Here is a 24,784-nt window from a genome sequence, read left to right as displayed (position 1 = left end):
GAGCACGCTGCCTACGGACAACCCACTGGGTTGTCCGCTTTACGGCAGCGTCCAATTGACGGGCTCGGCGCCCATGGAGGTGAGGGCTTGGTTGGCGCGGGAGAACGGCTTGGAGCCGAAGAAGCCGCGAGATGCCGAGAGCGGGCTTGGGTGCGGGGATTTGATGATGAATGCATTGGTAAGCAAAGGCTCGAGACTCTGCGCGTTACGCCCCCAGAGAATCGCCACAAGCGGCCTGGGCCTTCCTTCGGCATCCGTGCGGGCGTTGAGCGCCCTGATCGCCGCCTCGGTGACCTCCTCCCATCCCTTGCCCTGATGGGAGTTCGGACGTCCGACACCCACGGTCAGGCATCTGTTGAGCAGCATGACCCCGCGTTCCGTCCACGGCGTCAGGTCGCCGTTGGACGGCATCGGCACACCCAGATCGTCGACCAGTTCCTTATAGATGTTGATCAGGCTTTTCGGCAATGGGTGGACGTCCGGCGCCACGCAGAAGCTCAGTCCCACCGGGTGTCCGGGCGTGGGGTACGGGTCCTGTCCCACGATAAGCACCTTGATCGAGTCGAAAGGGATGGTGAAGGCGCGCAGGACGTTATGACTCGCTGGCAGCCATGGACGTCCTGCGGCGTTCTCCGCCCTGAGGAAATCGCCCATGTGATGGATGGTCGGCTCCACGTCGGTCAGCGCCTCGGCCCAACCCGGCTCGACCAGTTCTCGTAACGGTTTGATCATGGCTCACCACTGTAGCCAGACGTGCATATCCATCCGCCCATCGCGGCACGCCCTGTCGCTTCTCCCGATTGGCGGTTAGACTCGTGGGTAGTTTGTCTCATACAGGAGGGCGGCCATGGCACGCGACAAGATGACCTACGACTCGTATGAACGGGATATCTTCGACAATCCGCCGAAGGGGCCGGTGGGCGTCCACCGCGGTCCGCGCCCGGTGATGGCCCGCATTGCCCCGTTCCTCATCGTCATTCTGGTGGCGGCCCTGTGCGGTGTGGGTGCCTGGCTGGTCGTCTCCGGCGAATACAAGGTCATTCTGGGCCAGGAGAACACGTCCCAGGTCGCTTCCGGCGACTCCTCGTCCAAGTCCGATGCGGCCGATGCGTCGTCGGACGGCACAGACGGCTCGACCGCGAACAAGGACTCCTCGTCCTCGGGTACCTCCACGGACGGCACGGGTTCGTCGGATGCGAACCAATTGGACCAGTCCGACTCCACCGACTCGACCAATGCCGATGCGAATGCGGACCAGAACACACAGCAGAGCCAGCCGGCCTCCACGGTGAATAAGGCCACGCAGGTGCTGGTGATCAACGCCACCGGCATCCAGGGATATGCCGGCCAGAAGAGCGACGTGCTGCAGACCTCCGGCTACACGAGCGTCTCGGCGTCCAACCCCAGCGGCGGCACGCTGCCCGGATACACCGTGGTGTGGTACCAGAACGAGACCGACAAGGCGACCGCCGAGGATGTGGCGTCCACGCTCGGCATCAGCGCCGTGGAGCAGGTTCAGGGGTTGTCCACGCCGATTACGGTGGTATTGTTGAACTAGTGGCCAAAGGGGCGAAAACACAGGGAAAACAACGCTTCCTACGTGTGAACGTTCTCATATTTATGGACGTTTTCCTATCGTCCCGGTTGGTAATGTTCCCTCGTCACTGTACAATCAATCTCTAGTCGCGAGGTAGGGGGAGCGCGATGCGGTTCTTTCTACGTTCCCTATAAGTGTTTGTCGCGACACCTCAGGGAACAAAGGAAAGATCAGATATGGCACAAGGTACCGTGAAGTTCTTCCTTGCCAAGAAAGGGTTCGGGTTCATCCAGCCGGACGGCGGCGGCGAGGACGTTTTCGTGCATTACGCGGAAATCAAGGACGACGGCAGCACCAACAAGTTCAAAATGCTGTACGAGGGCGATCGCGTGGAATATACGCCCGTCCCATCGGGCAAGGGCACGCAGGCGAAGGACGTAGTGAAGCTGTCCTCCGGTGAAGACCGCGCCTGATAGCAGCGCACGCAAGGATGCGCAGAAGCCTCGACCGCACAAGCGGCCGGGGTTTCTTTGTTTGTAAGCGGCGCTTGTTTGTAAGCACTGTGTTGTGGCACCCGCTCTCGTATCGGTGCTCTCGTACCAGTTGCCCGTGCGTCCCCGTCCATCCGGTTGATTTCATGCCCACAGCACAATCGCCGAGGCCGATGTTGGCACTCGGCAGCCTCGAGTGCTAATGTCTGGGTTAGCACTCGGAGGTCGAGAGTGATAACCGGCAGCTGACGGTCGGGATTCACGGCTCGGCTCCCTACGAGTGGACACTGTCCATATGCAGCCATTTGGAGGAACACACAACCATGGCAAAGATCATTGCTTATGATGAGGAAGCCCGTCAGGGTATGCTGGAGGGCCTTGACAAGCTCGCCAACACCGTCAAGGTCACGCTGGGCCCGAAGGGTCGCAACGTCGTGCTCGACAAGACCTACGGCGCTCCGACCATCACCAACGATGGTGTGTCCATCGCCAAGGAAATCGATCTTGAGGATCCGTACGAGCGCATCGGCGCCGAGCTGGTCAAGGAAGTCGCCAAGAAGACCGACGACGTCGCCGGCGATGGCACCACCACCGCAACCGTGCTGGCCCAGTCCCTGGTCCACGAGGGTCTGAAGAACGTGGTCGCCGGCTCCAACCCGATCGCGCTGCGTCGCGGCATCGAGAAGGCCACCGACGTCATCGTCAAGGAGCTCGTCGCCGCAGCCAAGGACGTCGAGACCAAGGACCAGATCGCCGCGACCGCCACCATCTCCGCCGCCGATCCCGAGGTCGGCGAGAAGATCGCCGAGGCTCTGGACAAGGTCGGCCAGGACGGCGTCGTGACCGTCGAGGACAACAACCGCTTCGGCCTGGACCTCGAGTTCACCGAGGGCATGCGCTTCGACAAGGGCTACATCGCCCCGTACTTCGTGACCAACCAGGACGACCAGACCGCCGTCCTCGAGGACCCGTACATTCTGCTCACCTCCGGCAAGGTCTCCTCCCAGCAGGACATCGTGCACGTGGCCGAGCTGGTCATGAAGACCGGCAAGCCGCTGCTGATCATCGCCGAGGACGTTGACGGCGAGGCTCTGCCGACCCTGATCCTGAACAACATCCGTGGCACCTTCAAGTCCTGCGCCGTCAAGGCTCCGGGCTTCGGCGACCGCCGCAAGGCCATGCTGCAGGATATGGCCATCCTGACCGGTGCTCAGGTCGTCTCCGACGAGCTGGGCCTCAAGCTCGACTCCGTGGACGTGTCCGTGCTCGGCCACGCCAAGAAGGTCATCGTCTCCAAGGACGAAACCACCATCGTTCAGGGTGCCGGCGCCAAGGAGGACATCGACGCTCGCGTGGCCCAGATCCGCGCCGAGATTGAGAACACCGACTCCGATTACGATCGTGAGAAGCTGCAGGAGCGCCTGGCCAAGCTGGCTGGTGGCGTGGCTGTCATCAAGGTCGGCGCCGCCACCGAGGTCGAGGCCAAGGAGCGCAAGCACCGCATCGAGGATGCCGTGCGCAACGCCAAGGCCGCCATCGAGGAAGGCCTGCTGCCCGGCGGTGGCGTGGCCCTCGTTCAGGCCGCTGCCAAGGCCGAGAAGGATGAGGCCGTGACCTCCCTGACCGGCGAAGAGGCCACCGGTGCCGCCATCGTGTTCCGCGCCATTGAGGCCCCGATCAAGCAGATTGCTGAGAACTCTGGTGTGTCCGGCGACGTGGTGATCAACAAGGTTCGTTCCCTGCCGGAGGGTGAGGGCTTCAACGCCGCCACCGACACCTACGAGGACCTGCTGGCCGCCGGTGTGACCGACCCGGTCAAGGTGACTCGCTCCGCCCTGCAGAACGCCGCCTCCATCGCCGGCCTGTTCCTGACCACCGAGGCCGTCGTGGCCAACAAGCCGGAACCGAAGGCCGCCGCCCCGGCCGCCGGCGCCGACATGGGCTACTGATCCGTCTCCAAGGATCAACGACTGACTGATTCAGGCTGAACGGCACTGAATGAAGAGGGGACTCCTTCGGGAGTCCCCTCTTGCTGTATGCTGCGGGCTTCTTCCGTTTGCCGTCGGCGTCACCATCGGTTCCGCCGTTGCGCTGACCCCGTTGCCGCATGATTGGTCAGGAAAGGCGATGAAGGGGAGTTGGATAGGATAAACCCTCCCTGAGTCTCTTGCGGCGATGATGCCATAAGAAGAAGCCTGCAGCGGTCGGCGTTACGGAGTCGCAACGCCGGGGTGCGGCGATGCCGCAGAGTCGCCTTCTCCTAGCCTGCGAACAGGCGAGAGGCCTGGGATTCGGCGTCGGCGTAAACGGTGGAGGCCTGCGTCAGCGAACGTTGGATGGATTCAAGCGAAGCCTCCATCTGCTGCTGTGCCGAACGCCACTGGGCGGCCACCGAAGTGAACTGGGTGGCCGCCGAGCCGCGCCATGCCTCCTGCAGGCTGTTGAGATTGGTGTACATGCCGGCAACGGCCTGCCTGATCTGTGCGACCGAATTGGCCACCGCGGCCGAAGATGACTGAATCCGTTCGGAATCCACTTGGTATTGGGGCATCGTCGCTCCTTTCACGGCATTGGATGAATCATGATGATGCGACCGCCAATGCCAATACCGGCCGCTATGGTGGAGCCTATGGCAGAAACGAATTGGGCACAGGGAACATCGACCGATGTGGTTCCAGCTTCGGCTCCTACCGTGATTGCGGTGGCGGTGAACGCTCGAAAATGGTTTGTTCGCTGCGTTTGTGTGGTCGTGGCGGTGCTGATGACGATGATGTGGATAACCGCTCCGGCGTATGGGGATAACTCGGATGGCGGGTCCACCGATACGAACAGCAGTTCGAATGACGGTTCGTCCAGTGATTCGTCGGGCAATTCGGACAGCGGCGTGACCATCACCGAGAACATCACGGACACGCAGAACCTGCTGGGCTCGCACGTTTCCGAAGTCTCGGATGCTGTCGCCAACACGGAGCGGGAGACGGGCGTTCACGTCCATCTGCTCTACCTGCCCACCTTCGGCACCAAGCTCGCCCCGCAGAAGTGGGCCAAGAACGTACTCGAATCGATGGAACCGAAGCCCAACACCGTACTGCTGGCGGTCGCCTCGAACGACGGCAATCTGGTGGTGGCGGTCTCCTCGAACTCCGACGAATGGCTCAAGAGCCAGGACACCGTGGATAAGCTTTCGGAGGCGGCTCAGCAGCCATTGATGGAGAGCACACCGAACTGGGCCGGGTCGGCCACCGCCATGATGGATCAGATCGTCAAGTCACAGAAGACCTCGACGTCGTCATCCTCGGTGAGGATCGGCATCATCGTCATGGCGGCGGTTCTCGTGGTGCTGGTGATCGTGGTGGTGCTGATGGTCGTGATCCGGGTGCGCAGCGGTGGCAAGAAACCGCGCCGTGCCAGCAAGGAGCCGTTGAGTCGGCGGGAGCGGAAAGCCCGCAAGCAGGCCCGTGAACAAGCCAGGAAGGAACTTCAAGGCGACATTCAGGAAACACCCAGACGAACGCGACACTCTAGGAAGCATGAGTAAGCCTATTGAAGCATCGATCGTAGTTGTAGATGACGAGCCGTCCATCCGCGAACTGCTCGTCGCATCCCTTCATTTCGCCGGATTCGAGGTGAACACCGCCGCATCCGGTTCCGAAGCCATCGAAGTCATCGAGAAGGTGCAGCCGGATCTCATCGTTCTGGACGTCATGCTCCCTGACATCGATGGCTTCACCGTGACCCGCCGTATCCGTCAGGAGGGCATCGACGCCCCGGTGCTGTTCCTGACCGCGCGCGATGACACCCAGGACAAGATCATGGGCCTGACCGTGGGCGGTGACGATTACGTGACCAAGCCGTTCAGCCTGGAAGAGGTCGTGGCCCGCATCCGCGCCATCCTGCGCCGCACCCGCGAGCAGGTGGAGGACGACCCGATCATTCGCGTGGCCGATCTGGAGATCAACGAGGACTCCCACGACGTGACCCGCGCCGGTCAACCGGTGGACCTGAGCCCCACCGAATACAAGCTGCTGCGCTATCTCATGGACAACGAGGGGCGAGTGCTGTCCAAGGCCCAGATTCTGGACCATGTTTGGCAGTACGACTGGGGCGGGGACGCCGCCATCGTCGAATCGTACATTTCCTACCTGCGCAAGAAGGTGGATGGCGTGACCTACACCGACGACAATGGCGAAACCCATAAGGTGACCCCGCTCATTGAAACGAAGCGCGGCATCGGCTACATGATTCGCGAACCCAAGAACTGAGCGGCGGTCGCCCATGACCAGTCCCCGTCAGTCCCCGAATCCGAATCCGTCCGCCCCCGGCCCCGATTCGCGCCCGACGCCGGCGGCTCCCATACCCGCCCCGGCCACCGCTCCCGGTGTGGCTCCCGGCCCGGATGCGGTACGGTATGCCAAAGAACGTCATGAGCGCAAGCGTAACCTGTTCCTGCGCCACCTGGATCGAGTCTCCCTGAGCAGCAAGTTGGTGGTCTGCACCATCGTCGTGCTGCTCGTGGGCGTGACCGTGATTTCCTTCTCCATCCGCACGCTGGTGGGCAACTACATGCTGGAGAAGACCGATACCCAGTTGCGCGTCCAGAGCCAGCTCGTGTTCAACAACATCGACCTGCTTACCAAGAACGACAACTCCAGCGGTCTGAACAGCCCCAATTCATACTTCCTCCAGCTGCAGTACACCGACGGCACTAAGGATGCGGATGGCAATCCGCTCACGGTGACGCCGCTTCTGCCGCAGCTGCGCGACAATATCGTCTCCATGCCGGTGCTGCCCACCGACGGAGACACGTCCGGCATCGCGCTCGGACAGGTCTTCACCGCGCCCGCCGTGGCCAAGCAGATCATCCAGGTGCAGAGCGAAACCACCCAGTCGCCGGCTCCGGATGGCGCGACGCCGGGTGATTCGGGGACGGGCGACAACGGCTCATCATCCGGACAGAGCGGCTCGAACGGCACAGACGGTGGGGAATCGTCGCAGTCGTCGAGCAGCGTGACCAAAGTGCTGGCGAACCCGCGCGGCAACGTGAGCCACGCCACGTTGGCGTCGGCCAGCGCGCCGTGGCGCATCCTGCCTTTGCAATGGACGGCGAAGGATGCGAACGGCAATGAGAAGGTGCGCGGCGTGCTGTACATCGGACTGTCTTTGTCCGACCAGATGGACACGCTCAACACGCTGACCCGATACTGCGTGGTGGTGGGCATCGCCGTGCTGCTGCTCGGCGGGTCGCTCTCCACGCTCATCATCCAGCAGACGCTGGCCCCCCTGAAGCGCATGGAGAAGACCGCGGCCAAGATCGCCGCCGGCGACCTGAGCCAGCGCATCCCCTCCGCACCGGAGAACACCGAAGTGGGGTCCCTCGCCGCATCGCTGAACACCATGCTTTCTCGAATCGAATCCAGCTTCCATGAGCAGGAGGAGACGACCAATAAGATGAAGCGGTTCGTCTCCGACGCGAGCCACGAGCTGCGCACCCCTCTGGCTGCCATCCACGGCTATGCCGAGCTGTATAAGATGCAACGGGACATGCCCGGCGCGTTGGAGCGTGCGGACGAATCCATCGAGCATATCGAAAAGTCCAGCCAGCGCATGACTGTGCTCGTCGAGGATCTCTTGTCGCTGGCCCGCCTCGATGAGGGACGTGGCATCGATGTGACCGGCACGGTCCATCTCTCCTCGCTGGTCACCGATGCCGTGGACGATTTGCATGCGCTCGACCCGGAGCGCGTCATCACACGCAAGATTATCCAGCTGGAACCGGCCCGAGACCTGAATCACCCGGCATCGCTCAAAGCCGTGGACGGCGACTGGACCAAGGTCGTTCTTCCGGGCGACGCCTCGCGCCTGCGCCAGGTGGTGACGAACATCGTGGGCAACATCCATCGGTACACGCCGACCGATTCCCCGGCCGAATCGGCGATAGGCGTGATTCCGGCGGCCATCGATCCGCGTCAGCTGGGCAGGATGCCCTCCACTGACGCCTCGTTGCGGCGGTTCATCGACGCGGCCGAGGTGGGCGCATCCATGCAGACCGGCTACCGGTATGCGGTGTTGCAGTTCATCGACCATGGCCCTGGCGTGCCGGATGCCTCACGATCGCAGATCTTCGAGCGCTTCTACACGGCCGACCCCTCCCGCGCCCGTCAGAAGGGCGGCACCGGACTCGGCATGGCCATCGCCCAGTCCGTGGTGCGGGCGCATCATGGGTTCATCTGCGCCACCGCCACTGATGGGGGCGGTCTGACCCTCACCGTGGTGCTGCCTGTCGAGCCGGTGCAGCCGGCCGCAGTTCAGCAGGGCACGGCGGGCGGCTCCAAGGAGTCCAAGGGCGGCAAGACCGGTCGGACTGGGAAGGGCGCGAAGCAGAAGGGATCGTGGTTCTCCGGCCCCAGTGAGGCGAAACCGCATGAGGAGGCCCCGGCCCAGTCCGTACAACCGGTTGATACCGCAGGACGGGACGGGCTTGCGACGCAGCCGACTCCGCCGAAAGCGTGAGGTCAAGACCTGTGGGGTAAACTGTTCCTTTGGTTTATTACTGTAAGTATTTAAGGAAGGTTTGCAATGCCCACCGGTCGAGTTCGTTGGTTTGACGCAGCCAAGGGATATGGCTTCATCACCAGTGATGAAGGCAAGGACGTGTTCCTGCCTGCTCAGGCCCTGCCCGCAGGTGTGAACACGCTGCGCAAGGGCGCCAAGGTGGAGTATTCCGTGGTGGACGGGCGTCGCGGGCCGCAGGCCATGGACGTCCACACCATCGCCTCCGCGCCCAGCCTGGTCAAGGCCACTCGCCCGAAGGCGGACGACATGGCCGCCATCTGCGAGGATCTGATTAAGATGCTCGACGCCGCCGGCAACACGCTGCGCCGCCACCGCTACCCCTCCGCCGCCGAGAGCAAGAAGCTGGCCACGCTGCTACGTGCCGTGGCGGATCAATTCGACGTACAGGACTGAGATCGCTTTATGACCGACAACACTGAAACCGCCGTCTCCCCGGACCCGCGCGCCATCGCACAGGCCGTGCTGCTCGAGGTGGCCGACGAGCCCGAGCAGGTGGGTCAGTTCGTCGAGGCGATTGAACTCGAGGACCATGTCACCGACTTCCGTTTCCAGTCCGATGTACGAGGATACGAGGGCTGGCAATGGTCGGTGACCCTGTTCCACGACATCGAGTTGGATTCCTGGACCGTCAATGAATCGTCGCTGGTTCCGACGGACAGCGCGCTCATGCCTCCCAAATGGGTTCCGTGGAAGGATCGTCTGGAGCCGACCGATTTGTCGCCCACCGATTCGATCGGCACTGATCCCGACGACGAGCGCATCGAGCCGGGGGAGGCGGAGCCGTCGTCGCTTGAGGATGTGAACGACGCCGTCCAGACCTTTCGACTCACGCGCAGACATGTGCTGAGCCCGCTGGGGCGCGCCCAGGCGGCCAAGCGGTGGTATGAGGGTCCGCGCGGCCCCAAGGCGTTGAGCACCAAGACCGCAGAGGGCAACCTGTGCTCCACCTGCGGCTTCTTCGTGCCGCTGACCGGTGAGCTCGACCGCATGTTCGGCGTATGCGCCAACAAGTGGAGCCCGGATGACGGCCGTGTGGTTTCGTTGGATCACGGCTGCGGCGAGCATTCCGAAATCGAGCCTCCAGAGCCGAGCCACCTGTGGATTCAGTCCAAGCCCGCGTTCGACGACTTGCATGTGGATATCGTGGCCGCGCCGAAGAAGCCCAGAACCGATTCGGACCAGGAGCAGTCCGACGATCGGGAGGAGACCCGTGAGGAGGCCCTCGCCGGCGTCGTGGCCGATGCGGTCGATCTTGACGATTCGACCTCGACCGTCGTTGAAGACTCCGAGGAAGATGCGGCTGATGTTACGGGAGTCGGGACCGCCGTGGACTCGAATGGTTCTAGTCGTACCGATGACGCGGATGACACGGATGATTTCATCACCGGTGACGAGGACGAATCCGATGACGACGAGTCCGACGAGGCCACCGAGCAGGACATTCTCGAGAACACCGAACCGGATGACGGCGACGACCTTGACGAGGATGAATCCGATGAGGATGCCGATGGCGTGGTGTCCGTGGACGACACGGTGGCTCCGGGCCTTGAGGCCGTGGTCGATCTCATCGAGCAGCTGCGTCAGGCCCGGGCCGACGCCGAGGCGAAGCGCGCCATCGAAGAGGACGCCGACGATGATTCCTATGATTCCGATGATTCGGACGAGTCAGGTGATGGGCTTGATGAGTCTGATGATTCGGACGAGGATTTGGATGATTCCGGCAGTTCCGATGATTTCGATGATGGGGATGAGTCGGACGGTGAGTCTGGTGAGTCCGACGAGTCGAATGACGGTTCTGATGAGTCGGACGGTGACGCAGCGAACAACGGGGATGCCTCTGACGAAGATGAGACCGAGGGAATCTCCGATGAGTCGTACGACGAGCTGAATGGCAAGTCGGACGGGACATCGGATGACGAGTCCGACGAGTCGGCCGATGGTTCCGGTGATTTGGACGAGTTGGGTGATGGGCTCGATGAGTCTGATGATTCGGACGAGGATTTGGTTTATTCCGACGGTTCCGGTGATTCCGGTGATGGGGATGAGTCGGACGGTGAGCCGGTAGTCGATGCCGATATCGACGATGATGCTGATGATGCGGACACGGATTCCGATGCCATTGACGCAGTCGACGAGGGCAATGACGGTGACGTTTCTGAATCCGGTGACGATGTCGAAGACTCCGACCCCGACGGGGCAACGTCGACTAATCGTTGACGGTAGTCAAGAAGCACTGGATGTACGCGGCAATCACTTGCCTATCTCATACATCCACTTGTCTATCTGATACGGGACGAAACGTAAGTCAGGAACGAGGTCATGTTACGTTTCGTCCCATTTCTGGGTATCAAAACGGGACGAAACGTAAGTCGATGCCGTCTGAAACTTGCGTTTCGTCCCGTTTATGCTGCTGAGTCTGTCTGAAGTGGCCTGGTTTTGTTCCGTCTCACAGTAGAGACGGAACAAAACCAGGCCACTTCAGACCGTGGGACTTGGGCCTTGAATCTTGGACCGTGAGTTACGGATTTCTTGGATCATGGAACCGTGGGAATTGAGTTCCACGGTTCCAAAAACCAGGGGAGACCGTAATGGACTCCCCTGGATCGGTTCAGTGCACCACGGTGACGGTGCACTCGGCGAAGTTGACGATTTGGCGGGACACTGAACCGAGGAAGTGCGCGTCAAGACCGGACAGGCCGCGTGAACCGACGATGAGATGGCTTGCATACCGGGATGCGGCAATCAGACCCTTGGACGCGGGGATATGGAAGGCATGGGTATCCACGGTGACGCCCTCGGGAATGGTCACCCGATTCATCAGATCCGACAGTATCTCCTCGGCGCGGCGCTGACCGATCTCCACGGGTGCCACGGCGTTCTCGTATCCGGGCACCGTGCCCAGATCCTTGAGTTGCCAGCAGAACAGCACGCTGAGCGGCCGGTCGTGTAACCGGGCCTCGTGCAGGGCGAAGTCGAATGCGCGGCGTGAGGCTTCGGACCCATCGACACCCACCACGACCGGTCTTCCGGACTCCTCCAACGCCGGGCGCGGCTGCACATAGTGAACCGTCTTGTTGCCCGGCGTCAATGCGTTGGCAATGGCATCGGTCACGGATTCGTCTTCGCTGCCGGCGATACGCACCACCGTCACCGGCACCTGAGCCTCCTCGGCCAGCGAGGCGGAGAGCGATCCCATGAACCAGCGGGCCACGCGGCCGAGCGAGCGACGGCCCACGACGATCTGCTGTGAATCCTTGCCGATCTGCAGCAACGCGGCCGTTCCGGAAGCCTTCACCGAGGTGAGCTTGAGCTTGCCCGGATCGAAATCGATGCCCTGGGAGGCGTGATCCGCCCAGTCGCGCAGTTCGTTGGCGATGTCGTGACGGACCTTGGCCCACGCCTCATCGCTGTCCGGCTCGGACCCCATGTCCCATGAATTCGTCCACCCGAATACGGCATTGACGCTCTGCCCGGTCAGCGACGCCTCTGTGAGCGCCCATTTCAGTGCGGCAAAGGACTCATCGGAGCCATCCACGCCGACGACGATGTCAGCATCAACGTCAAACTCGTTCATCACATCCTCCTTGGAATCAACGATGGAGATGCATCCAGAACCAGCATATCGTTTTCTTTCCCTCTTACAGCGCAATTCATGGAATCAGGCGAATAAACGTCACCGCGAATCGGTAGAGTAAAACGGAATGTCTATTGAGGAAGGACAAGCATGTTCGAACGGTTTACCGACCGTGCACGGCGCGTGATCGTGTTGGCGCAGGAAGAGGCAAGGTCCCTGCAGCACAACTACATCGGCACCGAACACCTGCTGCTGGGCCTGATCCGCGAGGGTGAGGGCGTGGCCGCCAAGGCGCTCGCCTCGAAGGGCGTGACGCTGGACGCCACCCGCAAGCAGGTTGAGGAAATGATCGGCAAGGGCAACGCGGCTCCGAACGGGCACATCCCCTTCACTCCGCACGCCAAGCAGGTGCTGGAGTTCTCGTTGCGCGAGGCGTTGCAGCTCGGTCACAGCTACATCGGCACCGAGCACATCCTGCTGGGCCTGATCCGCGAGGGTGAGGGCGTGGGCACGCAGGTGCTCATCAAGATGGACGTGGATCTGGGCGAGCTCAGGAGCGCCACCATCGATATGATCCGTGGCAACTCCGGCACCGGTTCGGCCGACGGCAAGGGCGATCTGGCCAACGCCGGCGGCGTGGCGGACAAGCAGAACAAGTCCGGTTCCGCCATCCTCGACCAGTTCGGCCGCAATCTGACCGCCGAGGCCGCCGAGGGCAAACTCGACCCGGTCATCGGCCGCACGAACGAGATCGAACGTGTGATGGTCGTGCTCTCCCGCCGTACCAAGAACAACCCGGTGCTGATCGGCGAGCCGGGCGTGGGCAAGACCGCAGTCGTGGAGGGTCTGGCCCAGAAGATCAACGCGGGCGACGTGCCGGAGACGCTGAAGGGCAAGCAGGTCTACTCGCTGGATCTTGGCTCCATGGTGGCCGGCTCCCGTTACCGTGGCGATTTCGAGGAGCGCCTGAAGAAGGTGCTCAAGGAAATCAAGACCCGCGGTGACATCGTGCTGTTCATCGACGAGATCCACACCATCGTCGGCGCAGGTTCGGCTGATGGCGCGCTGGGTGCCTCCGACATGTTGAAGCCGATGCTGGCCCGCGGTGAACTGCAGACCATCGGCGCAACCACCACGGACGAGTACCGCAAGTACATCGAGAAGGATGCAGCACTTGAGCGTCGTTTCCAGCCGATTCAGGTGCACGAGCCGACGATCGCCGAGACCATCGAGATTCTGAAGGGTCTGCGTTCCCGTTACGAGAACCACCATCATGTGACCATCACGGACGGTGCTCTGCAGTCCGCCGCCGAGCTTTCGGCCCGCTACATTCAGGACCGTCATCTGCCGGACAAGGCCATCGACCTGATCGACGAGGCCGGCGCGCGTCTGCGCATCAAGCGCCTGACCGCCCCGCCCGAGCTCAAGGAGCTGGACGCGAAGATCGCCAAGGTGGCCGCCGACAAGGACGAGGCCATCAAGGGGCAGGACTTCGAGAAGGCCGCCGAACTGCGCGACAAGCAGGAGAAGCTGGAGGCCGACCGCAAGGCCAAGGAGGATTCCTGGCGCGAGGGCGAGTCCGATGTCAAGATGGTCGTGGATGAGGACGTGATCGCCGAGGTGATCAGCTCGACCACCGGCATCCCGGTATTCAAGCTCACGCAGGCTGAATCCAAGAAGCTGCTGAACATGGAGGCCGAGCTGCACAAGCGCATCATCGGTCAGGATGAGGCGGTGTCCGCGCTGTCCCGTTCCATCCGCCGCACGCGCGTGGGCCTCAAGGACCCGAAGCGCCCGGCTGGTTCGTTCATCTTCGCCGGCCCGACCGGCGTGGGCAAGACCGAGTTGGCCAAGGCCCTCGCCGAGTTCCTGTTCGACGACGAGGATGCGCTGATTCGCGTGGACATGTCCGAGTTCTCCGAGAAGTACGCGGCCTCGCGTCTGTTCGGTGCGCCTCCGGGATACGTTGGGTACGAGGAGGGCGGCGAGCTCACCGAGAAGGTGCGCCGCAAGCCGTTCTCCGTGGTGCTGTTCGACGAGATTGAGAAGGCCCATCCGGACATCTTCAACACGTTGTTGCAGGTGCTGGATGACGGCCATCTGACCGATGGGCAGGGTCGTAAGGTGGACTTCAAGAACACCATCATCATCCTGACCACGAACCTCGGCACGCGCGACATCGCGAAGATGGCGAACACCGGCTTCAACCTCGGGTCCAACACCGAGTCGAGCTACCAGCGCATGAAGGAGCAGGTGAGCGCCGAACTCAAGCAGCAGTTCCGCCCCGAGTTCCTCAACCGTCTGGACGACATCATCGTCTTCAAGCAGCTCACCGAGCCGCAGGTGCGTCAGATCGTGGATCTCGATGTCAAGCAGCTCAACGACCGCCTGTTCGATCGTCATATGTCGCTCGAGCTCACCGACGCAGCCAAGGACCTGCTCGCGCAGAAGGGCTTCGACCCGCTGCTCGGCGCCCGTCCGCTGCGTCGTGTGATTCAGCGCGACATCGAGGATGCCATCTCCGAGAAGATCCTCATGGGCGATCTGCAGGACGGCCAGCGTGTGGTGGTCGACGCCGAAGGCGAAGGCATCTTGGGCGAGTTCACCTTCAAGGGCGAGAAGTTCGAGGAGCCCGCCGTCGCTACGGATGCCGCGGATGGTACTGACTCTGCCGCCTCGTCTGACGAGGGTACCGGCGATTCCGGCGACAAGCCCGCACTGGTGGATGCCGCCGGTTCCGGCGACGACTCCGGACAGCAGTCCGCTGAGTAATAGTCAGGAACAGTCTGACAGCGCATAAGTCAACGAAGAGCCCCGATTCCGATATGGAACCGGGGCTCTTCGTTGACTTTGGAGATTGGCGTCGTATCTGTCTACAACTGTGTGTTTGCACAAGGCCGCAGTATCCGTCTGGTAAACGCAACTCGTAGGTGGTTGGTTGGGGGTGCCATGCCCCGACCGTAAGCTTGGCCGAACGGCCTTGAGTGTGTCGGGGCATGGCACCCCCAACCAACCAGCGTCCGCCCCATCGACAGGGTCAGACTTGTAATAGTGTTGGCCGAACGGCCGCGCTGGACGCCCGCCGGACGCCCGCCGGACGTCATACCCAACTGTCGATAGTCATGGGACGCCCGCCGGACCGCCCATCCGATGTTGTCGTCAGCCGCCGAAATCCACCTCGCCGAGCTTGTCGATGAGCTTCATGTTCTCGGAGTAATCGACCGGACATGCGATGATGTCGATGCCCGAGCCCGAGCGCAAGGCCGCACGCAGCGTGGGGTAGAGTTCGTCGGCCGATTCGATGAGATGGCCTTTGGCGCCGAAGCTCATGCCGAGCGCCACCACGTCCGGATTGTTGAAGTCCACGTACTCGTGCGCGCCGTCGTGCAGGTCCATTTTCCATTTGATCAGGCCGTATGCCTCGTCCACCCATACCAGAATCACGATGCGGGCGCCCACGCGCACGGCGGTTTCGATTTCCTGCACGTTCATCATGAACGAGCCGTCACCCATGATGGCGAGCACCGGACGCCCCGGATGCTCGAGCGAGGCCGCCACCGCGCCAGGCAGCGTCCAGGCCATCGTGGACAGGGAGTTGTCGATAACGCAGGTGTTCGAGTAGTAGGTGGGGTAGAGGCGGGCCATCCACATCTTCAGGGCGCCAGTATCCACCAACGCAATGTCCGTGTCCGTCTCCATGGCGCGGCGCGTGTCCGCGACGATGCGCTGCGGCTTCAGCGGGAATGAGTCGTCGTGCGTGTACGCCTCGTATTCATGGGTCAGTAGTTCGTGGATCTTCGGATGGGAGACACCGAAGGTGATCCGCTCAGCCTTGAGCCGCGCGATGAGCGATTGTAGCGTGGCGCTGATGTCACCCATGATGTTGAGCGCGGTCGAGTAATGCGCGTCCGTATCCTCGCTGAACGTGTTGATGTGGATGATGGTCTTGTCATCGTTCGGATTGATCTTCTTCGGATCGAACTGCTGGATCGAGAAGCCCACCGCGATGATGAGATCCGACTCGTCGAACGCGAAGTTCTCGTAGTCATGCCGCATGAAGCCCACCACGCCGAGCGCCAGCGGGATGCGGTCGGAGATCACGCCCTTGCCTTCGAACGTGGTGGCCACCGGCACGTTGAGCTGTTCGGCCAGCGCCAGCAGTTCGTTCTCCGCGTCGCCGCGTGCCACGCCGTTACCGGCCAGAATGATGGGATGCCGCGCATTGCGGATGATGTTCACCGCGCGTTCGATGGTATCCGCGGTCGGCGCGAACCGCATGCGCTCCGGCAACGGCAACGGATGGGCGTCGGCCGGCGCCGGCATCTCCGCCACATCCTCCGGCAGAATCAGGCAGGTGGCGCCCGGACGGTTGCGCTGGGTGATGGAGAACGCCTTACGCACCATCTCCGGCACCGAGGCGGGCTCGACGATCATCGACGTCCATTGAGTCAGCGGGCGGAACACGGAGACCAGATCGATGATCTGATGCGATTCCTTGTATAGGCGGGTCACGTTGCCCTGCGCGCAGATGGCGACCAGTGGCGTATTGGCGCTGTTCGCCTGCGCGACCGGCAACGTGAGGTTCAGCGCGCCCGGGCCAAGCGTGGCCAGACACACGCCCGGCTTGCCGGTCAGTCGTCCCTGCGTGGCGGCCATGAAGCCGGCGCCCTGCTCGTGACGGGTCAGGATGAACCGGATGCGGCCGTCACGGGCGATGGCCTCCATCAGTGGGATGTTCTCCTCGCCGGGGATGCCGTACATCGTCTCGACGCCCTCGTTGACCAGGCACTCGACGAACAGGTCGGCCACGGTGCGGATATGATTATCGTTCGTAATCGCTGCGTTCACGCTTGGGAAGTGTAACAGGCGGGCTGTTTCTTGCCGATTTCGATTGACAGCTGGCGTGGGATTCGGCGGCTGCGCAGGGATATGGACGCCTCGGTGGCATATGCGCGTGGCCACCGATTTGCCTGAAAGGACAATCAGAGTTCACCTGCGCGTCGTGTTGGGGCGTATGCCCGTTCAATCGGCAACCTTACATTGTGAGGCGTGAAGGAAGGTATGAAGCGTCGGCGCAGGTGGACCGGCGGACTGAGGCGGCCGGGGGTCGCCCTTATTGTCGTTATCGTGAGCATCCTGACGGCTCTCGTGGCACCCAACGCAATGGCGGGAGCCTCGGGAGCCGTCCCTTTTTCCGGTGATGATCCAGCCACCGGCACGCGCATGGTGACCATTGCGGACATCACCGATTTTCACGGCCATATCGAACGCGGCGCGGATGTGGCGACCGCCTTCTCGCTGGCGGAAGGGCATAATTCCGGCAATATGGTCGCGGTGTCCGCAGGCGATCTCGTGGGCGGCTCTCCCTACGAATCAGCCGTGCAGAAGGATAGGCCCACGCTTGATATGGCCCGCGAGTGGGGGTTGACGATTTCCGCAGTGGGCAATCATGAATTCGACAGGTCCGTAGCCGATTTCAACAATCGCATCGCCGACCCGGCCAACGGCATCGACTGGCTGTGCGCCAATGCCTCCGCCGACGTCAAGCGGCCCGGCGGCAGGCTGAGCAACGTCAAGGATTACACGATTCGTACCGTCAATGGCAAGCGGGTGGGGTTCGTGGGCGCGCTGACCGATGCGCTCGGTTCGGTGGCCACTCCGCAAATCACCCGGGACGCGGATCTGAGCGAGCATGACGTGGACGCCATCAACCGGGTGGCGGGCGAACTGAAGCGCTCCGGCAAAGTAGACGCCGTCGTGGCGCTCCTGCATGCAGATGCCTCCGCCGCGGAAGAACTCGGGCGTGACGTGGATGTGGCATACACCGGACATACCCACGCGATTAAGCGGCTGGTCACCAAAGGTGGGGCGCCGATTTACGAGGCCGGCAGCTACGGTCGTGAGATGGCGGTGCAGGACCTCATCATCACCGGTCACGGCAGGCACGCCAAGGTGAGCGTGGCCGATGTGGACCTCGGCAATGGCGTCACCCATACCCATGCGGATGGAGTCGTGAGCGTCGAGGGACTGAACGAGCGCCCGGTGCGTCAGGCGGCGTGGATGTCCGCAGGGGCGGACGCGAACGGCATGGTCGTGCGCGCGCAGCGGCTGTACGCCAGCGCACAGAGCCATGCGGATGCCGTCGGTGGCAAGGTGGTCGGCTCCCTCGCCAAAGGCGCGAATTTCGACAAGCGGACGTCGCCGGGGCATGAAGGGTCCGTGGGAATGCTCGTGGCGGACGCCAATCGGTCGGCCATCATGCGGCATGTGTATGCCGGTGACCGGCTGCCGGTGGCGGGCTTCTCGAACGACGGCAGCTTGCGAACCGGTCAGCTCGATCTGAATGGTGACGGCATCGTCACCGTGCGGGAAGTGGACAGTCTGCTGGCACTGCAATTCAAGGCGGCTCACGAAACGCTGACGGGTCGTATGCTCAAGGCGGCGCTCGCCCAACAGTTCCACCGCAGCGACGATGGCCGGATCGAGCGTCGGTGGCTCGGCATCTCCTCGAATGTGGCGTATCGGTACGTCGAATGCGGGGGAGTGGACGACCCCTGCGACGCCGTGGACGCGCAGACCGGTCGGGATAACGGGGACGGCTCCGGTGATTCCGATTCCGGTGCTGACAAGACTGATGGCGCTGGTTCCGATGGTTCCACCGATTCCGATAAGGCTGCCGGCGATTCAGCCGAGAACAACAGCGGACAGGATCGTCAGTCGCTCACCAAGGCGCAATCCAAGGCGGACGAGGATTATCGCAAGGCCCCGGTGCGCATCGTGGACCTCACCATCGATGGCAAGCCGATTGCCGACGACGATCTGGTGATCATCGCCTCCAACTCCTACCTGCTGCAGGGTGGCGACCAGTACACGGCCTTCCGCGCAGGCAGCAACTACGGTGAGCTTGCGATGGGCTACAGTCAGCCGTTGATCGAATATCTCAACACCCATCCGATGTTGAAGCCCGAGGTTCCGGAGACCGGTACGCAGGCATAGGGCGACTAACCGAGCTGTTTTCCGGTGTGGTTTCCAGTCTGGTTTCCAGCCTGGAAACCGGTTCCAATCGGCCGTCTGCTGCCTATCTCTTGTGACTGTCGGACTTGTCGGACGGTCTCTCGTGTCTGACTGACTGTCTGACCATCTGACTGACTGTTTGACCGTCTGACTGTCGGATTTCGACACTTGACTGTCGGATATCGACGGTTCACTGTCGGTTTTGCACGGTTGACTGTCGGATTTGGACGGTTGACTGTCGGATTTGGACGGTTGACTGTCGGATTTGGACGGTTGACTGTCGGATTTGGACGGTTGACTGTCGGATTTCGTACCGTATATGTACGAAATCCGACAGTCAACCGTTGAGTACCGACAGTAATGCGTCGATATCCGACACTGAACCGTCGATATCCGGCAGTCTTTCGGTGGCTTGAGGCTGGGATGTCGTGCCGCGCATGACATCTGCGGCGCTTGAGGACACGGCTAGCCATGATGTCGGCATGGTGGCGGCGGTTATGGACCGAATGTATCCGGCATGTACGGTTACGGGCGATTGGATTCCGTGTGCTGTGACATGCGAAAGGCTCCTCCCCACACAAGGGAAGGAGCCTTTTGAGAGTCAGCTGCAAGCGGTCAGTTCATCAAGCCGTAGCCGGATTCACTTGATGGCGTTGAGCCACTGTTCCTTAGTGGCCTTTTCGGCCTCGAGCTTGGCCTTCTTCTTGGGGTCGGACTCGGCGGCGATCTTCTCGTCAAGCTCGGCGAGCTGCGCGTTGAGCTGCTCCTCGAAGCTGGAACGACGGGCGTCGGCCTCCGGGTCGGACTGCTTCCAAGCGGCGTCCTCGACGGCCTTGATCTGCTTATCCACAGCGTCCAGACGGTTCTCGATGCGACGCATGTCATCACGCGGCACGTAACCGATCTGATCCCACTCCTCCTGGATCTTGGCGAGCTCCTGGCGGGCCTTCTTGGCCTCGGCGTCGGTCTTGACCGGCACCAGAGCCTCGGCCTTGACCAGCAGCTCCTCCTTCTTGGCCAGATTCACCTTCTCGTCGGCATTGATCTGATCACGATCGGCCTGACGGGCGTTGAAGAAGGCGTCGGCAGCCTCGCGGAACTTCGCCCACAGCTCGTCGTCCTCGTTGCGGCCGGCGCGGCCCGCCTTCTTCCAGCGGTCCATGAGGTCGTTGAACTTGCGGGAGGTCTCGCCCCAAGCGGTGGAGTCCTTGAGCTCGTTGGCCTCGGCGATAATCGCCTCCTTGACCTCCTTGGCGTGGTTGCGCTCGGTGTCGCGCGCCTGAGCCCACTTGCGGCGGGCCTGGTTGAAGGTGGTGCGAGCGGCGGAGAAGCGCTTCCACAGGGCCTCGGCCTCCGGCTTGTCGATGCGCACGGTGGTGCGCTGGTGGTTCTGCCACTCCTCGAAGAGGTTGCGGAACTTGTCGGCGGTGGAACGCCAGTTGGTGTTGTCGCCCAGAGAAGCGGCCAGGGCCTCGGCCTTCTCGACGATGGCGGTGCGCTCGGCCACGGCCTTGGCCACAGCGGCCTTGCGTGCCTCGGACAGCTGGGTCTTGCGCGCCTCGCCGGCGGCCTTCAGCTCCTCGAGCTGGGCCTTGAGGGCGGCGATATCGCCCACGACGGCCGGCTCGGCGGTCTCCTCGCTCAGTAGCTTCAGGGAATCGTCGATCTCACGGGCCTTGACGTTCGGGGAAGCCAGACGGCCGGCCAGCAGGTCGAGCTTGGCCTTGAGGTCCAGGAAGCGACGGGCGTACAGGGCCAGAGCCTCCTCCTTGGAGACATCCGGGAACTGGCCGACCTCGCGCTCCGATTCGCCTTCCTTGACGAACACGGTGCCGTTGTCGTCCACGCGGCCGAATGCCTCGGCGGCCTTGACGTCCTCTTCGGAGTAGCTGGCCGGTGCGGCGGGGGCCGGGGTGGCATGCTTCACGGCAGGGGCCTTCTTGGCGAACGCGGCGGGGGAGGGGGCGTGCGGCTTCGGGATGGAAACCGGGCTCGGCTTGACCGCCGGGCTGGCCGCGGGTGCTGCGGGCGCGGGCGTCGATGCCTGTGCCTCGGGTGCGGTGGTGTGTTCGGTTTCGGTGACAGTTTCGTCGGCCATGGCCAGCTCCTTAACAAGCGTAGAGTAAGTGGGTGGGTCGCCTCCGCATCCCGGATGAACGGGAGGCTTTGACGCAGCCCTCACTTATTATATTGATTTCGTGGCTAAAGGTGCATCAATATCAGGATTTCCGGAGTGGCTCCCCTCCGAGCGTGTTGTGGAGCAGCGTGTCATCGATACGCTTCGTAAGGTTTTTGAGCTCAATGGCTTCATCGGCATCGAGACGAGAGCGGTGGAAACCGGCGCTTCTCTGCTGAAAAAAGGCGAGACCAGCAAGGAGATCTACCTGCTGAGCCGTCTGCAGGAGGTCGGTCACGAATCGGACACGCCGATTGAGGATCGTCTGGGCCTGCACTTCGACCTGACCGTGCCGCTGAGCCGGTACGTGGTGGAGCACTCCGGTGATCTGGCCTTCCCGTTCAAGCGCTGGCAGATTCAGAAGGTGTGGCGCGGCGAGCGTCCGCAGGAGGGCCGCTTCCGCGAGTTCGTCCAGGCCGATATCGACGTGATCGGCGCCGGTGAGCTGCCCGACCACTACGAGGTGGAGCTGCCGCTGGTCATGGTCTCTGCGCTCGAGGAACTGCGCGCGTTCGGCCTGCCCAAGGCCACCGTGCACGCCAACAACCGCAAGCTGTCCGAGGGCTTCTACCGTGGGCTGGGACTGACGGACATCGAGGGCGTGCTGCGCGAGATCGACAAACTGGACAAGATCGGCGCCGATGAGGTGGCCAAGCTGCTGGTCGAAACCTGCGGTGCCACCGAGGGCCAGGCCCGCGCGTGTCTCGAGCTCGCAGGCCTGACCGCCGCCGATGGCAGCGAACTGGCCGCCAAGTTCGACGCTCTGTGCGAGGCGCACGGCATCGCCAAGGATTCCGAGGCCTATGAGCTGGCCCGTCAGGGACTCGACACCCTCGCCATGATCGTGGATGAGGCCGCCGCCATCCGTCCGGGCTCCGTCATCGCGGACCTCAAGATCGCCCGCGGACTCGACTACTACACCGGTTCCGTCTACGAGACCTTCCTCGACGGCGCCGCATCGCTTGGCTCGATCTGCTCCGGCGGACGGTACGACAACCTCGCCTCGCAGGGCAACCGCAAGTACCCGGGCGTGGGTCTGTCCATCGGCCTGAGCCGTCTGGTGAGCTACATGCTCCACACCGCCGGCGCGCACGCCAGCCGCGTCTCGCCGGCCGCCGTGCTCGTGGCCGTGTGGAACGAGGACGACCGTCCCGCGGCCAACCGCATCGCGGCCCAGCTGCGCGCCCGTGGCATCGCCACCGACGTGGCCCCCACCGCAGCCAAGCTCGGCAAGCAGATCAAGTATGCGGACAAGCTCGGCATCCCGTACGTGTGGTTCCCGGCCGGTGCCGCCGAGGGCGAGGAATCCGCCGGCGACGAGGTCAAGAACATCGTCACCGGCGAGCAGGTGCCCGCCGATTGCACGTCGTGGGAGCCGGATACTGTGGTTGCCCAGCAAACCGTCGAAATCTGACGTATTCGAATCCATTCGAGTCAGAGTCAAATCGAGGAGAAGCAAGATAATGAGCCAGACGGCTTACAGAACACATCATGCCACCGACGTGACCGAGGCCCTGGTCGGCCAGAAGGTCACCCTCGCCGGTTGGGTCGATCGTCGCCGTGACCACGGTGGCGTGGCCTTCATCGATCTGCGCGACAACACCGGTCTGGTGCAGGTCGTCATCTATGACGAGGAAGTGGCCCGCCCGCTGCGCAGCGAGTTCGTGATCCAGGTGACCGGCGAGGTGCGCCTGCGCCCGGACGGTAACGAGAACACGCATCTGGCCACCGGCAAGATCGAGGTCGTGGCCGAGAACATCGAGATTCTCGCCAAGGCCGACGCCCTGCCGTTCCAGGTGTCCACCGCGCTCGAGAACGAGTCCGAGAACAAGCTGCCGGGCGAGGACGTGCGTCTGAAGTACCGCTACCTCGACCTGCGTCGCCCGTCCATGCAGTACAACCTGAAGCTGCGTTCCGACATGGCCAAGGCCGCCCGCCATGCCCTCGAGGACATGGACTTCACCGAGGTGGAGACGCCGACGTTCATCAAATCCACGCCGGAAGGCGCACGCGACTTCCTGGTGCCGGCCCGTCTGGTGCCCGGCTCCTGGTACGCCCTGCCGCAGTCCCCGCAGCTGCTCAAGCAGCTTCTCATGGTCTCCGGCGTCGAGCGTTACTACCAGCTTGCCCGCTGCTACCGCGATGAGGACTTCCGCGCCGATCGTCAGCCCGAGTTCACCCAGCTCGACATGGAGATGAGCTTCGTGGACCAGGAGGATGTGATGGCCATGGCCGAGAAGGTCATCGCCGCCATCTGGAAGGTCGCCGGCTACGACGTCCAGCTGCCGCTGCCGCGCATCTCCTGGCAGGAGGCCATGGACAAGTACGGTTCCGACAAGCCGGATCTGCGCTTCGGCAACCCGCTCGTCGAGCTCACCGACTACTTCAAGAACACGCCGTTCCGTGTGTTCCAGGCCCCGTACGTGGGCGCCGTCGTGTTCAAGGGTGGCGCCGCCACGCCGCGTCGTCAGTTCGACGCATGGCAGGAGTGGGCCAAGCAGCGTGGCGCCAAGGGCCTTGCGTACGTGGTCTTCGCCGAGGACGGCGAGCTCAAGGGACCTGTCGCCAAGAACCTGTCCGATGAGGAGCGCAACGGCCTGCGCGAGGCCGTCGGTGCCGAGCCGGGCGATGCCGTGTTCTTCGCCGCCGGTTCCCGTGAGTCCTCGCAGTTGCTGCTCGGCGCCGTGCGTGTGGAGCTCGCCCGCCGCGAAGGCCTGCTCGACCCGAAGAAGTTCGCCTTCACTTGGGTTGTGGACTTCCCGCTGTTCAAGCCCACCGACGATCCGGACGATGACGATGTGGCCGTGGGCCACTCCAAGTGGACCTCCATGCACCACCCGTTCACCATGCCGAGCAAGGACTGGATCGACAAGTTCGATCAGGACCCCGAGCACGCCATGTCCGATTCCTACGACATCGTCTGCAATGGTGAGGAGATGGGCGGCGGTTCCGTGCGTATCCACCGCGACGACATCCAGGACCGTGTACTCAACGTGCTGGGCATTGGCAAGGAGGAGGCCGAGGAGAAGTTCGGCTTCCTGCTCGAGGCTTTCAAGTACGGCGCCCCGCCTCACGCGGGCATCGCCCTCGGTTGGGACCGTACCGTCTCCATCCTCGCTGGCACCGACACCATCCGCGACGTCATCGCCTTCCCGAAGGCTGGCGGTGGCCGCGATCCGCTGACCGGTGCCCCGGCCCCGATTTCGGACGAGCAGCGCGCAGAGACTGGCGTCGACTACGACCCCGACGAAGACGAAAACTGATTTGCGGAGCGTATACCGCCTTTCCTCAGCCTCGACGCACCGTGTGTGCGCCTTCGGCTTCGGACGGCGGTCTCCGCACGCGCAAATCAGTTTTCTACGAAAATTAAGTGACGGAGTGTCTTCGTCGTTGCTTTGTGGTTGCAGCGCTGCGGTGTT

16 protein-coding genes and 2 pseudogenes are annotated in these 24,784 nt (G+C 62.8%); 13 read left to right on the top strand and 5 right to left on the bottom strand.

Annotation, left to right across the window (positions count from 1 at the left end):
• Positions 1-39 precede the first annotated feature (39 nt).
• Entirely contained in the window at positions 40-732 is a 693-nt protein-coding gene (locus BG22_RS07045) for a uracil-DNA glycosylase (protein ID WP_140494395.1), read from the bottom strand.
• Positions 733-847: 115 nt separating this feature from the next.
• Between BG22_RS07045 and BG22_RS07040 the strand changes: the two genes are divergently transcribed.
• From BG22_RS07040 to groL, 3 genes are all read left to right on the top strand, one after another.
• Entirely contained in the window at positions 848-1,558 is a 711-nt protein-coding gene (locus BG22_RS07040) for a LytR C-terminal domain-containing protein (protein WP_094667230.1), read from the top strand.
• Between the two features lie 215 nt (positions 1,559-1,773).
• Positions 1,774-2,010 (top strand): cold-shock protein, encoded by a 237-nt coding sequence (locus tag BG22_RS07035; protein WP_094667229.1) that lies wholly within the window; start codon positions 1,774-1,776, stop codon positions 2,008-2,010.
• Positions 2,011-2,351: 341 nt separating this feature from the next.
• Entirely contained in the window at positions 2,352-3,977 is a 1,626-nt protein-coding gene (groL, locus tag BG22_RS07025) for a chaperonin GroEL (RefSeq protein WP_094667228.1), read from the top strand.
• A gap of 311 nt (positions 3,978-4,288) precedes the next feature.
• Here groL and BG22_RS07020 read toward each other — a convergent pair whose 3' ends face one another.
• Complete coding sequence (locus BG22_RS07020; RefSeq protein WP_094667227.1) at positions 4,289-4,579, bottom strand: WXG100 family type VII secretion target; 291 nt, start codon at positions 4,577-4,579, stop codon at positions 4,289-4,291.
• Between the two features lie 23 nt (positions 4,580-4,602).
• On the opposite strand from BG22_RS07020, the gene BG22_RS10860 reads away from it, so the two are divergent.
• From BG22_RS10860 to BG22_RS10855, 6 genes and pseudogenes are all read left to right on the top strand, one after another.
• Positions 4,603-4,830 (top strand): hypothetical protein, encoded by a 228-nt coding sequence (locus tag BG22_RS10860; RefSeq protein WP_181163432.1) that lies wholly within the window; start codon positions 4,603-4,605, stop codon positions 4,828-4,830.
• On the top strand, positions 4,805-5,566 hold the full coding sequence (locus BG22_RS07015) for a TPM domain-containing protein (protein WP_258186262.1): 762 nt from the start codon (positions 4,805-4,807) through the stop codon (positions 5,564-5,566). Before BG22_RS10860 ends, BG22_RS07015 begins: the two co-directional genes overlap by 26 nt.
• Positions 5,559-6,290: a response regulator transcription factor gene (locus BG22_RS07010; protein WP_094667226.1), complete on the top strand. Its 732-nt coding sequence runs from the start codon at positions 5,559-5,561 to the stop codon at positions 6,288-6,290. The genes BG22_RS07015 and BG22_RS07010 overlap by 8 nt, the downstream gene beginning before the upstream one ends.
• Before the next feature lie 13 nt (positions 6,291-6,303).
• A pseudogene (locus BG22_RS07005) lies at positions 6,304-8,463 on the top strand (histidine kinase dimerization/phospho-acceptor domain-containing protein); the annotation flags it as partial.
• Between the two features lie 141 nt (positions 8,464-8,604).
• Positions 8,605-8,994: a cold-shock protein gene (locus BG22_RS07000; RefSeq protein ID WP_094667225.1), complete on the top strand. Its 390-nt coding sequence runs from the start codon at positions 8,605-8,607 to the stop codon at positions 8,992-8,994.
• A 9-nt stretch (positions 8,995-9,003) separates the two neighbouring features.
• A pseudogene (locus tag BG22_RS10855) lies at positions 9,004-10,065 on the top strand (DUF3027 domain-containing protein); the annotation flags it as partial.
• A gap of 1,144 nt (positions 10,066-11,209) precedes the next feature.
• Here BG22_RS10855 and BG22_RS06990 read toward each other — a convergent pair.
• The gene (locus tag BG22_RS06990) at positions 11,210-12,175 is read right to left on the bottom strand and encodes a universal stress protein (protein WP_094667222.1); all 966 of its coding nucleotides are present in this window, start codon (positions 12,173-12,175) and stop codon (positions 11,210-11,212) included.
• Between the two features lie 150 nt (positions 12,176-12,325).
• On the opposite strand from BG22_RS06990, the gene BG22_RS06985 reads away from it, so the two are divergent.
• Entirely contained in the window at positions 12,326-14,947 is a 2,622-nt protein-coding gene (locus tag BG22_RS06985) for an ATP-dependent Clp protease ATP-binding subunit (RefSeq protein WP_258186261.1), read from the top strand.
• 387 nt (positions 14,948-15,334) lie between these two features.
• Here the strand turns inward: BG22_RS06985 and BG22_RS06980 are convergent, their stop codons facing one another.
• On the bottom strand, positions 15,335-17,023 hold the full coding sequence (locus BG22_RS06980) for an acetolactate synthase large subunit (protein WP_181163430.1): 1,689 nt from the start codon (positions 17,021-17,023) through the stop codon (positions 15,335-15,337).
• Positions 17,024-17,236: 213 nt separating this feature from the next.
• On the opposite strand from BG22_RS06980, the gene BG22_RS06975 reads away from it, so the two are divergent.
• Entirely contained in the window at positions 17,237-19,171 is a 1,935-nt protein-coding gene (locus tag BG22_RS06975; RefSeq protein ID WP_140494401.1) for a bifunctional UDP-sugar hydrolase/5'-nucleotidase, read from the top strand.
• 658 nt (positions 19,172-19,829) lie between these two features.
• On the opposite strand, the gene BG22_RS06970 is transcribed toward BG22_RS06975, so the two are convergent.
• Complete coding sequence (locus BG22_RS06970) at positions 19,830-21,287, bottom strand: DUF349 domain-containing protein (protein WP_140494389.1); 1,458 nt, start codon at positions 21,285-21,287, stop codon at positions 19,830-19,832.
• A 100-nt stretch (positions 21,288-21,387) separates the two neighbouring features.
• On the opposite strand from BG22_RS06970, the gene hisS reads away from it, so the two are divergent.
• Both hisS and aspS read left to right on the top strand, forming a co-directional pair.
• Positions 21,388-22,779: a histidine--tRNA ligase gene (gene hisS / locus BG22_RS06965; RefSeq protein ID WP_094667218.1), complete on the top strand. Its 1,392-nt coding sequence runs from the start codon at positions 21,388-21,390 to the stop codon at positions 22,777-22,779.
• A 49-nt stretch (positions 22,780-22,828) separates the two neighbouring features.
• Positions 22,829-24,628 (top strand): aspartate--tRNA ligase, encoded by a 1,800-nt coding sequence (gene aspS, locus BG22_RS06960; protein ID WP_094667217.1) that lies wholly within the window; start codon positions 22,829-22,831, stop codon positions 24,626-24,628.
• Positions 24,629-24,784: the final 156 nt, after the last annotated feature.

Source organism: Bifidobacterium sp. UTBIF-78, from assembly GCF_006408945.1.
GTDB classification, from domain to species: domain Bacteria; phylum Actinomycetota; class Actinomycetes; order Actinomycetales; family Bifidobacteriaceae; genus Bifidobacterium; species Bifidobacterium myosotis.
The sequence above is the reverse complement of the archived record's forward strand: the minus strand, read 5'-3'. Positions and strand labels throughout refer to the sequence as shown.